Source organism: Nocardia pseudovaccinii (genome assembly GCF_050942345.1).
GTDB lineage: Bacteria > Actinomycetota > Actinomycetes > Mycobacteriales > Mycobacteriaceae > Nocardia > Nocardia pseudovaccinii.
Map to the genome: position 1 here is coordinate 8529318 of NZ_CP192074.1, position 14090 is coordinate 8543407.

The window sequence follows — 14090 nt, forward strand, 5'->3', positions numbered from 1 at the left end:
AGTTCTGGGCGTACCCGACGAGTTACCCATGTGCCCACGAAATCTGTTGCGGCGTTTGTGCAAACAGTACGGGGACTCCGCCTCCGCGGAGTCCCCGTTCACTCATTCGTCCAGCGCGCCCGGTGCGGTCTTGCTGACCTGCATCAGGAACTCGAGGTTGTTCTTGGACTTCTTCAGACGGTCGATCAGCAGATCGATCGCCTGGTGCGAGTCCAGGCCGGACAGTACGCGGCGCAGCTTGTGCAGCACCGCCGCCTCGTCGGGGCTGAGCAGTAGCTCGTCCTTGCGAGTACCGGACGGGTTGACGTCGACGGCCGGGAACACGCGCCGTTCCGCGATCTTGCGGTCCAGCTTGAGCTCGGCGTTGCCGGTGCCCTTGAACTCCTCGAAGATCACCGTGTCACCGGTCGAACCGGTCTCGACCATGGCGGTCGCGATGATGGTGAGCGAGCCGCCGTTCTCGATATTGCGAGCCGCGCCGAGGAACCGCTTGGGCGGGTACAGGGCGGTCGAGTCGACACCACCGGAGAGGATGCGGCCCGATGCGGGCGAGGAGTTGTTGTACGCGCGGCCCAATCGGGTGATCGAGTCGAGCAGCACCACAACGTCTTTGCCCATTTCCACCAGGCGCTTGGCGCGCTCGATGGCCAGTTCGGCGACCGAGGTGTGATCTGACGGCGGACGGTCGAAGGTCGAGGCGATGACCTCACCCTTCACCGAACGCTGCATATCGGTGACCTCTTCCGGACGCTCGTCGACCAGCACAACCATGAGGTAGACCTCCGGGTTGTTGATGGCGATGGCGTTCGCGATGTCCTGCATGATCGTCGTCTTACCGGCCTTCGGCGGGGAGACGATCAGGGCACGCTGGCCCTTACCGATCGGCATGATCAGGTCGATGACGCGGGTGGTCAGCTTGTTCGGCTGGGTTTCCAGGCGCAGACGCTGGTTCGGGTACAGCGGGGTGAGCTTGCTGAACTCGGGCCGCCGCTTCGCCGCGTCGACCTCACCGCCGTTGACCGTGTCCAGGCGCACCAGCGGATCGAACTTCTGGCGCTGGTTGCTCTGCTCACCGTCGCGCGGGGCGCGCACCGCACCGGTGATCGCGTCACCGCGGCGGAGGCCGTTCTTGCGGACCAGGTTCATCGAGACATAGACGTCGTTCGGTCCGGCCAGGTAGCCGGAGGTGCGCACGAAGGCGTAGTTGTCCAGCACGTCGAGGATGCCCGCGACCGGCTGCAGGACATCGTCCTCGCGGATCTCGAGCTCGCGGGCCTCACCGCCACCGGCGCCACCCTCGCGGTCGCGACCACGACGACGTTCCCGGAACCGGCGTCCCCGCCGTCCGCGACCGCCCTCGTCCTCGTCACCGCCACGGTTGGCCTCGCCGCGGCCGCCGCCCTCGCCGCCGCGGCCGCCGTTGGCACTGCCGTTCTGGTTGCGGTCGCCACCCTGGCTGCGCTCGCTACCCTGGCTGCGGTCGCCGCCCTGATTGCGGTCGCCGCCCTGGCTGCGCTCGCGGCGGCGTTCGCCCTGTTCCTGCTCCTGCTTGGGCTCGTCGGCACGGGCCTCGCCCGCGGCGGCATCGCCACCGGCGCGCGCCTGGTCGCGACCGCGACGCTGCCTGCCGCGACCGCGCTGACCGCCCTCGCGACCGGAATCCTCAGTGGTCTCCGCCGACGCGGCATCGGCCTGGGACTGATCGGACTTCGACTCGGCAGACTTCTCGGCGGCCTTCGGCGCTGCGGATTCGGCGACGGCCTCCTTCGCGACAGCCTGCTTCGCCGGAGCGTCCTTGGCCTGGGCTTCCTTCGCCGGAGCGGGAGCCTCCTTCGCCGGGGCGGAAGCGGCGGGCGTCACGTCGAGGGTGCCCTGCTCGGCCTTCGCCGGCGCCGCCTTGGCGGCGTCCGCATCGGACTTCACCTCGCCTCGCGCGGACTTTTCCGCCTTCGCCGACTTTCCGGCCTGATTTTCCTTGATGGCGGCGATCAAATCGCCCTTGCGCATTCCAGAGGTGCCTCGGATACCGAGCTCCCCCGCGAGCGCGCGCAATTGCGGCAACAGCATTCCAGTCAGCCCCGATCGTGCGACGTCGGTTTGTTCGCTCATCTTCGAAATCTGTCCGGAGTCACTTTCGCGGTCCCCTGTCGGGTTGGAATCCACCCCGGGTGTCGCGAGCAGGTCCGTATCTGTCACGGAAATCCTTTCCTTCCCTCGATTGCCGTGTGCTGTTTCGAGGGTTTCGTCCCGCAGTCCGTGCGTTCTGCCGGACTCGGATGCGAGGGCCGAGCACAAAGCTCGGACCGGCGCTTTTTGCCGTATCACCTGCCCCGCCGGACCGGCGGCTTCGCCACCAGTTCCCGAAAGGTGGGAGAGATCATTCCAGTTGCGCAGCTACGCAGCACCCCCATGGCCTGGAGGCTCGAGCCTGGAGCCTGCTGGAGCGATTGCCCTGATGAAGCACCGGCGTCTGATGCGCACGATGTACGGACGTGCTCAGGATAGCTGGCAACCTGGAACATCGGCAAGGCAGACGCGCCGTCAGTCGACCTGGACGCCTTCCGCGAGTCCCGGCTCGACCACGCGGAGCCCGTCGATGGCCGCCAGTTGGCGGAGCTCGGCGGGGAATTCGCTGGTACCCAAGGCCAGTACGGTCGGTCCCGCGCCGGATACCGTGGCCGCGATCCCGGCCGCGCGCAGCCGGGCGATCCATTCGGTGGTCAGCGGCAGTGCGGGCGCGCGCTGGGTCTGATGCAGACGATCGGCCGTCGCGGGCAGGAGCAGGTCGGTACGTTGCGTCAGGGCGACAACCGCGAGTGCGGCGCGGCTGACATTGAACGCGGCATCGCCGTGCGGCACGACCTCGGGCAACAAGCCGCGGGTATGCGCGGTCGACGAGCGCTCCTCGGGAATCAGCACCACCGGACGCAGCGTGGGATGCGGATCGAGGCGCACCGCACGGTAGACGCGGCCGTGATCGAGCGCCACGGCACCGTCGCTTGCGGCGTCCGCCGCGGTTTCGGTCCAGGACACCACGATTCCGCCGAGCACGCTGGCCGCGGCATTGTCCGGATGACCTTCGAATTCCGATGCGAGCTGGACCAATTGGTCACTGCCGATGGCCAAGGCCGGATCCAATTTCGCGGCGAGCCCGCAGCCCGCGGCGAGCCCGCCGACGACCGCCGAGGCCGACGAGCCGAGACCACGCGAATGCGGAATTACGTTGCGGCACACCACATCGAGACCATCGGCCCAGACGCCCGCCGCCTCCAGGCCGCGCTCGATCGCGCGCACCACGAGATGTGAAGGGCCCCATGGCACATCGTCGGCTCCCTCACCCTCCACTCGGATGGTAAGGCCGGAATCGGTAGTGCGCACCTCGATCTCGTCGTAGATGCCCAAAGCCATACCGAGCGAATCGAATCCGGGGCCGAGATTGGCACTGGACGCGGGCACCCGCGCGGTCACGGACAGACCGGCGGGCAGCGTCCTCGTCATCAGTTGGCTTTCGCGCGAATTCAACTCAGGCCAGCTCGAGTTCGTGGGCGACCGCGATCGGGTCGACCGGAATCGCCTGCACCTGCGGCATTCCCGCGAGCGCGTTATCCGGATCCTTGAGGCCGTTGCCGGTCACCGTGCACACGACGGTCAGCCCGGAATCCAGCCAACCCTCCTTGCGCGCGGCGAGCAGGCCGGCGATGCTGGCCGCCGACGCGGGCTCGACGAAAACACCCTCGGTCGCGGCGACCAGTCGGTACGCCTCCAAGATCTCCTCGTCGGTGGCGGCGCGGAAGGCGCCGCCGGACTGCTCCTTGGCCTCCACCGCGCCGTTCCAGGACGCGGGCGCGCCGATCCGGATGGCGGTCGCGATGGTCTCGGGATCCTTGACCGGGGCACCGTTGACCAGCGGGGCAGCGCCCGCGGCCTGCACACCGAGCATGCGCGGCAGGCCGGTGGTGATGCCGTCGGCGTAGTACTCGCGGTACCCGCGCCAGTAGGCGGTGATATTGCCCGCGTTGCCCACCGGGAGGGCGTGCACGTCGGGCGCCTTGCCGAGCACATCGCAGATCTCGAACGAGGCGGTCTTCTGGCCCTCGATACGGGCCGGGTTCACCGAATTCACCAGACCGACGGTCGGGAATTCCGCGGTGACCTTGCGCGCCAGCTCGAGACAGTCGTCGAAATTGCCGTCGACCTGGATGATCTTCGCGCCGAGCATGACGGCCTGGGCCAGCTTGCCCATGGCGATTTTGCCCTGCGGAATCAGCACCGCACAGCTCATCCCGGCCCGGGTCGCATAGGCGGCGGCCGATGCCGAGGTGTTGCCGGTGGATGCGCACAGCACGGCCTTCTGCCCGCGGTACTTGGCGTCGGTGATGGCCATGGTCATGCCGCGGTCCTTGAAGGATCCGGTCGGATTCAGACCCTCGACCTTGAGATACACATCACAGCCGGTCAGCTGCGAGAGGTGCGGTGCAGGCACCAGCGGGGTGCCGCCCTCGTACAGGGTTACCGGGTCCCAGTCGGCGGCGCCCGCCAGGCGATCGCGGTAGGCGGCGATCAGTCCGGGCCACCGCGAGTGCACCCCTGCCTGCGGCGCAACGGCTGTGCTCACCCACCCCGCCGGCTCCGCCGTCTGCCGTCCCCTGGTCGTACTCATTCGTTGGTGCCTTCCAATCTCAGAACGCTGGTCACGGATGTGACGGATTCCATTTCCGCCAGGGCGGCGACGGTGTCCGCGAGCGCCGACTCCGAAGCGTGGTGGGTGACCACGACCAGGCGCGCACCCTCGCCGTGTCCTTCCTGACGGACCGTGGAAATGCTCACCTCGTGGTTGGCGAATTCGCCCGCCACCTTGGCCAGCACCCCGGGTCGGTCCGCGACCTGCAGGTTCACGTGGTAACGCGTGGGCGTATCGCCCATCGGCGCGATCGGTAGCTCAGCATAAACCGACTCGCCCGGAGCGCGGCCACCGAAGAACTTGTTGCGCGCCGCCATCACCAGATCGCCGAGTACCGCCGACGCCGTCGGGGCACCGCCCGCGCCCTGGCCGTAGAACATCAGCCGACCGGCGTTCTCCGCCTCGACTACCACCGCGTTGAATGCGCCGGTGACCGCGGCCAAGGGGTGCTTGCGCGGTATGAGGGCCGGGTAGACACGTACCGAGACGCGCTCCTTGCCACCCTCTTCCGGGCTCGGTTCGCCCGGACCCGCGGCCACCCGCTCGCAGATGGCGAGCAGTTTGACCGTGCAGTCCAGCGCGGAGGCGGTCTCGAGATCCTCGGCGGTGATCTTGGAGATGCCCTCGCGGTACACATCGGCCGCGGTCACGCGGGTGTGGAAGGCCAGCGAGGCCAGAATCGCGGCCTTGGCGGCGGCGTCGTAGCCCTCGACGTCGGCGGTCGGATCGGCCTCCGCGTAGCCGAGGCGGGTGGCCTCTTTGAGGGTGATCGCGTAGTCGGCGCCGGTCTCGTCCATCGCGGAGAGGATGAAGTTGGTGGTGCCGTTGACGATGCCGACGACCTTGTTCACCCGGTCACCGGACAGCGACTGGATCAGCGGGCGCACGACCGGAATCGCACCGGCGACGGCGGCCTCGAAATACAGGTCGGCGCGGTTGCGCTCGGCGGCGGCGGCGAGCTCGCCGGTGTAGTCGGCCAGCAGTGCCTTATTGGCGGTCACCACGGATTTGCCCGCGTTGAGCGCGGCCAGAATGAGGCGGCGGGCCGGATCGATGCCGCCGATGACCTCGACCACCAGATCGACATCCTCGCGGGCGACCAGCGCGTCGGCATCGGTGGTCAGCAATTCGGCCGGGATACCGCGGTCGGCGTCCAGGTTGCGCACGGCGACACCGCGCAGCACCACCGGCGCGCCGACGCGCGCACGCAGGTCATCGGCGTGGTCGCGCAGAATGCGCACCACCTCGGTGCCGACATTGCCCATCCCGAGGACCGCGACTCCGATCGGACGATCGGTTCCCCATACGCCGAACTTCGCAGCGTCGGGCCCACCCGTTGCCCGACCACCACCCCCGATGGAATCGCTACGCGATACTGAGTTCATTGCACCTCCAGGCTGAGCAGATCCGCCACCGTTTCCCGGCGCAGAATGAGTCGCGGCACACCACCCCGCACCGCGACGACCGCCGGCCGAGTCAGCTGGTTGTACCGGCTGGACATCGAATAGCAGTACGCGCCGGTCGCGGCGACGGCGACCAGATCGCCGGGGCCGACATCGGCGGGCATCCAGGTATCACGGATGACGATATCCCCACTCTCGCAATGCTTTCCGACGACCCGGGCGACCACGGGGGCGGCGTCGGAGGAGCGCGAAACCAGGCGGCAGTCGTAGTCGGCCTGATACAGCGCGGGACGGATGTTGTCGCTCATGCCGCCGTCGACGCTGACGTAGCGCCTGCGCAGACCGGCATCGAGCGAGACGTCCTTGATGGTGCCGACCTCGTAGAGGGTGACGGTGCCAGGTCCGGCGATGGCGCGGCCGGGTTCGACGGCGATCTTCGGCTCGGGCAGTCCGGCGCGGCTCGCCTCGGTGGCGACCAGCTTGCGCAGGCTCGCGGCGAATTCGTCGAGCGGCGGCGGATCGTCATTGGGCAGGTACGAAATGCCAAGTCCGCCACCGAGATCCAGTGTGGCGATCTGCGCGGTGCGCTCGATGCCGAACTTGTCGATCGCCTCGCGCAGCAGCCCGAGCATGCGGCGCGCGGCGATCTCGAAGCCATCGATTTCGAAGATCTGCGAACCGATGTGGCTGTGCAGACCGACGAGCCGGAGATTATCGGCCTCGAAGACGCGCGCCAGCGCCTCCATGGCATCGCCGCCCGCGATCGAGAAGCCGAACTTCTGATCCTCGTGTGCGGTCGAAATGTATTCGTGGGTATGGGCTTCCACGCCGACGGTGACGCGGACGAGCACATCCTGAACGACTCCGGCGCGGCCCGCGACGGCCTCCAGGCGCTCGATCTCGATCAGCGAGTCGACCACCACATGCCCGACGCCCGCCTCGACCGCGGCCGCCAGCTCGGCGACCGATTTGTTGTTGCCGTGCAATGCGATTCGGTTCGCGGGGAAGCCCGCGTGCAGCGCGATGGCCAGTTCACCGCCGGAGCAGACATCGAGGGAAAGGCCCTCGTCGCGAATCCAGCGGGCGATCTCACCGCACAGGAATGCCTTGGAGGCGTAGTGAACTCGCGCGTCCGGGCCGAAGGCGGCGACCATATCGCGGCAGCGGGAACGGAAGTCGTCCTCGTCGACCACGAACAAGGGCGTGCCGAACTGCTCGGCGAGCTCGTGCACCGGCACACCGGCCAGGTGCACGACGCCCGCGGCATCGCGAGAAGCGTTGCGCGGCCACACATTCGCGGGCAGATCGATCATCTGTTTCGGATCGCTCGGACGCTCCGCGAGGCTGGGTGCGTGTGGAATATCGGCATGCCGAGGACCGGCAGGGTGGACGCTCACGACTCCACCTCGCTGACGCTCGGCTCCGCCGTGACCGTCCGAGACGCTGTGTCTATGGTTCGCTCGCTGCGCTCGCTCACTACATTCGCTCCGGTGCACTAACGCCGAGCAGCTCGAGGCCGTTGCTCAGCACCTGACGGGTGGCATTGGCCAGGGCCAGCCTGGCGGCATTGGTCGGCGTGACGGGTTCGTCGCCGAGGGGCAGTACGCGCAGGTTCTTGTTGGTCTGGAACCGGTGGTAGGCGCCGGCCAGTTCCTCCAGATACCGTGCGACGCGGTGCGGTTCGCGCAGACTCGCGGCGCTGGCGACGGCCCGCGGGTATTCGCCGATGGTGCGGATGAGTTCTCCCTCTTCATCGGCGGTGAGCAGACCGAAATCCGGTGTCACCGTGTCGTATTCGAACTCGGCGGCATTGCGTGCGATGGACGCGGTCCTGGCGTGCGCGTATTGCACGTAGTAGACCGGGTTCTCGTTGCTCTGGCTGGTCCACAGGTTCAAGTCGATATCGATGCTCGAGTTCACCGAGCTGCGCACCAGCGAGTACCGGGAGGCGTCGACGCCGATGGCCTCGACCAGATCGTCGAGGGTCACCACGGTGCCCGCACGCTTGGACATTCGCACGGCCACACCGTCTTTGACGAGATTCACCATCTGTCCGATGAGCACCTCGACGGTGGCCGGATCATCGCCGAAGGCGGCCGCGGCGGCCTTCAAACGGCCGATATAGCCGTGATGGTCCGCACCGAGCATGTAGATGCACAGATCGAAACCGCGCGAACGTTTGTTCTGGAAGTAGGCGATATCACCGGCGATATAGGCGGCATTGCCGTCGCTCTTGAGAACGACGCGGTCCTGATCGTCACCGTATTCGGAGCTGGCGATCCACCAGGCCCCGTCCTTTTCGTAGAGGTCGCCGGAATTCTTCAGCTTGGTGACTGCCTGTTCGACCGCACCGGATTCGAATAGCGAACTCTCGTTGAAGTACACGTCGAAATCGGTGCCGAATTCGTGCAGCGATTCCTTGATATGGGCGAACATCAACTCGACGCCCTCGGCACGGAAAAGTTCGAGCTGCTCGTTTTCCGGCAGAGTCGGCGCGTCGGGGTGCGCGGCCACGATCTTGGCGGCGATCTCGCCGATGTATTCACCCGCGTAGCCGTTTTCCGGGGTCGGCGCGCCGGTAGCGGCGGCGACCAGGGATTTCGCGAAGCGGTCGATCTGCGCGCCGTGGTCGTTGAAGTAGTACTCGCGGGTCACGTCGGCGCCCTGCGCGGCCAGAATGCGGCCGAGCGCATCACCGACGGAGGCCCAGCGGGTGCCGCCGAGATGCACCGGACCGGTCGGATTGGCCGACACGAATTCCAGATTGATCCGGGTGCCCTTCAGGGTGTCCGAGGTGCCGTAGGCCGCGCCCGCGGTCAACACCTGTTGCAGGATCGCGCCCTGCGCGGAGGCGGCGAGCCGGATGTTGAGGAAGCCGGGACCTGCGACCTCGGCGGTATCGATGGCGTCCGTGGTGGCCAGCGCCTCGGCCAGCCAGGTCGCCAACTCGCGCGGATTCGTTCCGGCCTTCTTACCTACCTGCATGGCCACATTCGTGGCATAGTCGCCATGTTCCGGATTACGGGGGCGCTCCACGTTGACCTCGTCGGGCAGGACCGCAGGGTCCAGTCCACGTTCGACAAGCACCTTCGCCGCGGTCGCGCGAAGGAGATCTGCAAGGTCAGCTGGAGTCACGAGTCTCTATCCTATGGTCTGGGCAGGTGTACGCCTCGAGTGGGCACCTCGGCGGAGCCCTCCGCAACCACCCAGCACCGTGGATCAATACGTGGAAAGAGCACAGCGAGCTATGCCGAGCAGCACGAGCGCCAAATCGGCCAAGGCCGTCCGGGCCGCAGGGAAGGTCGCACCGTCGCGGAAAAAAGGCGGCGGCAAGGTTCCGATGGGCAAGGGCCCGCTGAAGAAGCGCCAGATCCCCTGGTTGGTCATCGGAGCCGCCGTGGTGATCGTCGCATTGATCGGTGCGCTCGCGTACAGCCTGGTGCCGAAGTATCGGGACAAGGCCGAACTCGAGAAATTCACGCCGAGTGCGCAGAAGAAGGATCCGTCGGATCAGATCGCCGGGGTGACCAAGAAGGACTACCCGGCGGGACTGCACGTCGCGGGTACGCAGCGCGTCGCGTACGACCAGACCCCGCCGTTCGGTGGTCCGCACGATCAGGTCTGGGCGAACTGCATGGGCGTGGTCTACAGCAAGCCGGTCCGGGTCGAGAATGCCGTGCATTCGCTCGAGCACGGTGCGGTGTGGATCGCCTACAACCCCGACAAGGTCGACGCGGCGGGCATCGACACGCTGAAGCAGAAGGTCGAAGGTAAGCCGTTCACGTTGATGTCCCCGTTCCCCGGACTTTCCTCGGCGATATCGCTGCAGTCCTGGGGGCATCAGCTGAAGCTGGACAGCGCCGACGACAAGCGGGTCAATCAATTCATCACCGCCTTGCGCGCGAACCAATACGCCTACCCCGAGGTGGGCGCGAGTTGCTCGAACCCCGCGTTCGACGCGAACAACCCGACGCCGTACGACCCGACGCCGCCCGGACCGGATGCGGTGCCGATGGACGGTAAGGGCCTGTCGCAGGACAAGACCGAACTCGGCGGCGCCTCGGGCGGTCTGCCCGGTATGCCGAGCATTCCGGGTGTGCCGAATATCCCGGGCGTGCCCACCGGGATTCCGACCCAGCCGACGGAAGGTCAGTAGATGCCCGTGGATACCGAAATCGAGCCGGACGTGGCGAGCGATTCCATGGGTTTCGCCGCGCAGGCACGTCGGCAGCGCACTCCGCTGCTGGTGCTCGGCGCGATCGGCATCCTGCTGATCGGCTTCGCGGTCGGCGTGCTGGCCCGGTTGCCGCTGGACAGCAATAGCGAACCCGATCCCGGCGCGGTCGATATCGGATTCAGCCAGGACATGTCGGCACACCACGCGCAGGCCGTGGAAATGGCCGGTATCGCGCTGATCGCTTCGACCGACAACGATGTGCGCAGGCTGGCCTACGACATTCTGACCACCCAGCAGGAACAGATCGGCCGAATGCAGGGCTGGCTGCAGATGTGGGGCAAACCGAACCAGAATGTGGACGGCTATATGGGCTGGATGACCGAACAGCCGGGTCATTCGCATTCCGGCGCTGCCACCGACCACGCAATGTCCGGCCCGTCGGCTTCCATGCCGGGCATGGCGACCACCGCGGAGGTGACCGCGCTACGCCAGGCCACCGGTCCCACGCTGGACACGATGTTCCTGCAGCTGATGCTGCGCCACCATCAGGGCGGACTCTCGATGACCGAATACGCCGCCCAGCACGCCGAAACCACCGCGGTGCGCACACTCGCGGCCGCGATGGCGACCACCCAGCAGGGCGAAGCACAACTCATCACCACCATGCTGACCGCCCGCAACGCGAAACCCCTGCCGCAGAACTGATCGATCGCGTCGGGCCGGGAACCGAAACTCCCCGGCCCGACACACTTTTTGGCGGACGCCTCGCAATGCGATACGCTTGGCCCCGCCCGAACGGCCGCCCCCACCGGCACCGTTCGAAATCTACCCCGCCCTCGTAGCTCAGGGGATAGAGCGTCTGCCTCCGGAGCAGAAGGCCGCAGGTTCGAATCCTGCCGAGGGCACCGATAAAAGGCTCTGACCAGTGCATTCCGGTCAGAGCCTTTTTCATGCCGCCAAGTCAGCTCGCATGGATGACACGACTTCGGCCGAAGTCTTTGCCGCATCCCGCTGGGCATCGTCTTGCGAATGGGCGTAGATCCTCGCTGTGACACTGGCATCGGCGTGCCCGAGCCAGGCCGCAATCACCGCCAGCGACACCTCGGTGAGTCTGGGCGGTAGTGCTCGAATGTCGTGCCGGATCAGGTCGCTGTGGTCGACGGCCAGGCTCGGTCGTCGATGGTGAGCCAGGGTTCGGTGGCCGCGCAGGTGGGGGGTGTGCCGGTGTATTCGCGGATGTCGCGGTGCAGGTGGGATTGGTCGGCGTAGCCGGTGTCGGCTGCTACTCGGGCGGGAGAGTGTCCTTGGACGAGGCGGTGGACGGCGTGGTCGAAGCGGACCAGTTTGGCGGCGCGTTTGGGGGTCAGGCCGATTTGAGCGCCGAAGCGTGACCACAGTCGTTGGCGGCTCCAGCCCAGCTCGGCGGCGAGGTGCTCGACGCGGAATCGGCCGCGGCTGAGCTTGATTTGGCGCCATGCCCAAGCGACCTCCGGGTCGACGCGGTGGTCGTGCCGGGACCGCGTGGACAGCGCGGTGCCGACCAGGGCGAATCGGTCGGCCCAGTTCGGTGTCTCGTGCAGGCGCTCACGCAGCCACGCTGCCTCGCGACCCCAGAGGTCGTCCAGGCCGATGATGGTTCCGCCCAGGTCGCTGGGCGAGAAGCCGAGGATGGCCTGGGCGACAACCGGTTCCAGGCGGATCTGGACGCATTCGACGGCGTCGACGCGGACCGGAAGCGCGGTACCGGCGAGGCCGAGGGTCAGGCTGCCCGAATGGCTCCGGCCAGTCGAGTCGCGGACCTCGAAGCTGCACTCGCCGAACTCGACGATCACCGTGACCGCCGGATGCGGAATGACACGCACCTGCTCCGGGCCGTTCCCGTGGACATGAAATCCGGCCATGTCGACGCCGCGCAGGGCGGGTGGCCGCGCCGGTCGCGCGATGTCCCAAGGCACACGTCGATTGTATGAGCAGCAGCGGACGCTGACATTTCTTCAATACGCGACCCGTCGTCGTGCCCGAACGTGGTGGCGTCCCAACCAATCGAAGGAGGAACCGTGGATGAAACCACTGCCGCCGCAGGACCGAATCGGTCGCGGCGTGTCGGGATGCTGATCGCCACCGTCCTGGTCGCCGTGCTCACCGGCAATACGACCGGCGCAGCGAACGCCGAGGCCGACGACTCGAATGAGCACATGGTGCACCTGCCGGGCGGAGACATCCACGTCGTCGCCGACGGAACACCCGGCGCTCGCGCGCTGGTGCTGCTGCACGGGCTGGGCGCCTCGACCGCCTACTGGGATCCGGTGCTGCCCGCCTTGCAGGACCAGTACGTCGTGCGCATCGACCTGCTCGGCCACGGCAAGTCCGATAAACCCGACAGCGGCTACCGCACGTCCGAACAGGCGAGCCGAGTCAGGGCCGTGCTCGACCAGCTGGGCGTGCGCCAGGCGATCGTCGTCGGGCATTCCTCCGGCGGCTACGTGGCCACCTCGCTGGCCGAACAGCGTCACGACCTGGTGTCGGCGATCATGCTGATCGACTCCGGACCCCGCCTGGACGCCGTCACCGACAACGGTCCGGTCGGCAACCTGCTGTTCGTTCCGGCGATCGGGCAGCCGCTGTGGCCGCTGCTCCCGGACGTCGTCCTCCGGCAAGCCATGAGTTCCGCGTTCACCCGGGACGTGCGGATCCCCGACCAGTTCGTCGCCGACCTGCGCGGCATGACCTACCGCAGTCTCACCGCGACCTCCACCGCATCGAATGACTACCTGCGGGAACGGACCGAACCGGACCGGCTCACCGACCTCGGCGTGCCGGCCATGGTGCTCTACGGCACTCAGGACAAGCGTTGGCAGCCGGACTCTTTCGAGGACTACCGCCGCGTCCCGGGCATTCGGATCGAGAGCCTCGACTGTGGCCACACACCCATGGTCGAAGAGCCCGACAGCACCGGCGCACTCATCCGTGACTTCGCCGGTCAGCACTGAATTCCCAGCAGCCGACCGGTCTTTCGTGGAACTCAGTTCTCGTAGTGCCCGGTGATCGACGGATGGTGGCTCGGCCGGATACGTGATCAGAGCTACGAAAACCGATACTGATCGGTGTCCGGTCGTGGTGGTCCGTGTTGCCGTAATCTCACACACAGTCGGGGTGAGCGGGAGGACGGGACGATGACATATCCGCCGGGTGGGCAACCGCCGTTCGGGGCGCCACAGGGGCAGCCGCAGCAGCCGTATGGCCATCCGCAGCAGGGTGGGCCGGGGTATCCGCAGCAGGGTGGTTATCCGCAGCAGGGTGGTCCGGGATATGGACCGCAGCAGGGGTATCCGCCGCCCGGCGGTTATCAGCAGCAGGGGTATCCGCCGCCGAAGAAGCGCAGGACCGGGCTGATCATCGGCCTGTTGGTGCTGGTGCTCGTCATCGCGGGTGCGGTCGCCGCGGGCGTGGTGCTGACCGTGCAGGGCAAGACGCCGCTTGCCTCGGACGAGAAGAAGATCCAGGCGGCCATCCACGACTTCTATGACACGCTCGAGTCGAACGGTTTCGCCGCCGCGGCGGGCAAGGCATGCGCGGCCGACCGTGCCGAGTTCGACACGCTGACCGATGAGCAGAAGAAGGAATTCGATACTGCCAAGATCGAGGTCAGCATCGACAAGATCGATGACATCGTCGTCACCGGCGACCGTGCGACGGCTCGGATCACCGGCAAACTCACGCTGACCGTCCCGGGTGAGACGCCGGATACCGATACGGGCACCACCGAACACCTGCGCAAGGAAGACGGGAAGTGGAAGATCTGCTCGGCGGAGTCGGGTAAGAACTGACG

At 67.0% G+C, this 14090-nt stretch carries 11 protein-coding genes and 1 tRNA gene; 5 read left to right on the top strand and 7 right to left on the bottom strand.

The features are described 5' to 3' along the window. Positions 1-102: 102 nt before the first annotated feature. The 6 genes from rho to argS form a co-directional block, all read right to left on the bottom strand. Positions 103-2067, bottom strand: a complete 1965-nt coding sequence (gene rho, locus ACQPZ2_RS38520) for a transcription termination factor Rho (RefSeq protein ID WP_433527633.1) — start codon at positions 2065-2067, stop codon at positions 103-105. A gap of 474 nt (positions 2068-2541) precedes the next feature. Then, entirely contained in the window at positions 2542-3498 is a 957-nt protein-coding gene (gene thrB / locus ACQPZ2_RS38525) for a homoserine kinase (RefSeq protein WP_433522894.1), read from the bottom strand. 25 nt (positions 3499-3523) lie between these two features. Further along, on the bottom strand, positions 3524-4585 hold the full coding sequence (thrC, locus tag ACQPZ2_RS38530) for a threonine synthase (protein ID WP_433527634.1): 1062 nt from the start codon (positions 4583-4585) through the stop codon (positions 3524-3526). Between the two features lie 71 nt (positions 4586-4656). Further along, positions 4657-6066 (bottom strand): homoserine dehydrogenase, encoded by a 1410-nt coding sequence (locus tag ACQPZ2_RS38535; protein ID WP_433522895.1) that lies wholly within the window; start codon positions 6064-6066, stop codon positions 4657-4659. Next, the gene (lysA, locus tag ACQPZ2_RS38540; RefSeq protein WP_433522896.1) at positions 6063-7481 is read right to left on the bottom strand and encodes a diaminopimelate decarboxylase; all 1419 of its coding nucleotides are present in this window, start codon (positions 7479-7481) and stop codon (positions 6063-6065) included. Before lysA ends, ACQPZ2_RS38535 begins: the two co-directional genes overlap by 4 nt. Positions 7482-7560: 79 nt before the next feature. After that, positions 7561-9219: an arginine--tRNA ligase gene (gene argS, locus ACQPZ2_RS38545; RefSeq protein WP_433522897.1), complete on the bottom strand. Its 1659-nt coding sequence runs from the start codon at positions 9217-9219 to the stop codon at positions 7561-7563. A gap of 112 nt (positions 9220-9331) precedes the next feature. On the opposite strand from argS, the gene ACQPZ2_RS38550 reads away from it, so the two are divergent. The 3 genes from ACQPZ2_RS38550 to ACQPZ2_RS38560 all read left to right on the top strand — a co-directional run bounded on the left by ACQPZ2_RS38550 (position 9332) and on the right by ACQPZ2_RS38560 (position 11166). After that, positions 9332-10240, top strand: coding sequence for a DUF3105 domain-containing protein (locus ACQPZ2_RS38550; protein ID WP_433522898.1), 909 nt, complete (start codon positions 9332-9334; stop codon positions 10238-10240). Then, on the top strand, positions 10241-10966 hold the full coding sequence (locus ACQPZ2_RS38555; RefSeq protein ID WP_433522899.1) for a DUF305 domain-containing protein: 726 nt from the start codon (positions 10241-10243) through the stop codon (positions 10964-10966). 127 nt (positions 10967-11093) lie between these two features. Next, positions 11094-11166: transfer RNA gene (locus tag ACQPZ2_RS38560), tRNA-Arg, on the top strand. A 237-nt stretch (positions 11167-11403) separates the two neighbouring features. Here ACQPZ2_RS38560 and ACQPZ2_RS38565 read toward each other — a convergent pair. After that, positions 11404-12216: a helix-turn-helix domain-containing protein gene (locus tag ACQPZ2_RS38565; protein ID WP_433522900.1), complete on the bottom strand. Its 813-nt coding sequence runs from the start codon at positions 12214-12216 to the stop codon at positions 11404-11406. 102 nt (positions 12217-12318) lie between these two features. Between ACQPZ2_RS38565 and ACQPZ2_RS38570 the strand changes: the two genes are divergently transcribed. Both ACQPZ2_RS38570 and ACQPZ2_RS38575 read left to right on the top strand, forming a co-directional pair. Further along, positions 12319-13251 carry an alpha/beta fold hydrolase gene (locus ACQPZ2_RS38570; RefSeq protein WP_433522901.1) on the top strand — a complete coding sequence of 311 codons (933 nt, stop codon included), beginning with the start codon at positions 12319-12321 and terminating at the stop codon, positions 13249-13251. 183 nt (positions 13252-13434) lie between these two features. Continuing rightward, positions 13435-14088: an Rv0361 family membrane protein gene (locus ACQPZ2_RS38575; protein WP_433522902.1), complete on the top strand. Its 654-nt coding sequence runs from the start codon at positions 13435-13437 to the stop codon at positions 14086-14088. Positions 14089-14090 lie beyond the last annotated feature (2 nt).

Coding starts and splice junctions, on each gene's coding strand:
- rho (WP_433527633.1), bottom strand. CDS start 2,067: ATGCTGTTGCCGCAATTGCGCGCGCTCGCGGGGGAGCTCGGTATCCGA.
- thrB (WP_433522894.1), bottom strand. CDS start 3,498: ATGACGAGGACGCTGCCCGCCGGTCTGTCCGTGACCGCGCGGGTGCCC.
- ACQPZ2_RS38535 (WP_433522895.1), bottom strand. CDS start 6,066: ATGAACTCAGTATCGCGTAGCGATTCCATCGGGGGTGGTGGTCGGGCA.
- ACQPZ2_RS38550 (WP_433522898.1), top strand. CDS start 9,332: ATGCCGAGCAGCACGAGCGCCAAATCGGCCAAGGCCGTCCGGGCCGCA.
- ACQPZ2_RS38555 (WP_433522899.1), top strand. CDS start 10,241: ATGCCCGTGGATACCGAAATCGAGCCGGACGTGGCGAGCGATTCCATG.
- ACQPZ2_RS38575 (WP_433522902.1), top strand. CDS start 13,435: ATGACATATCCGCCGGGTGGGCAACCGCCGTTCGGGGCGCCACAGGGG.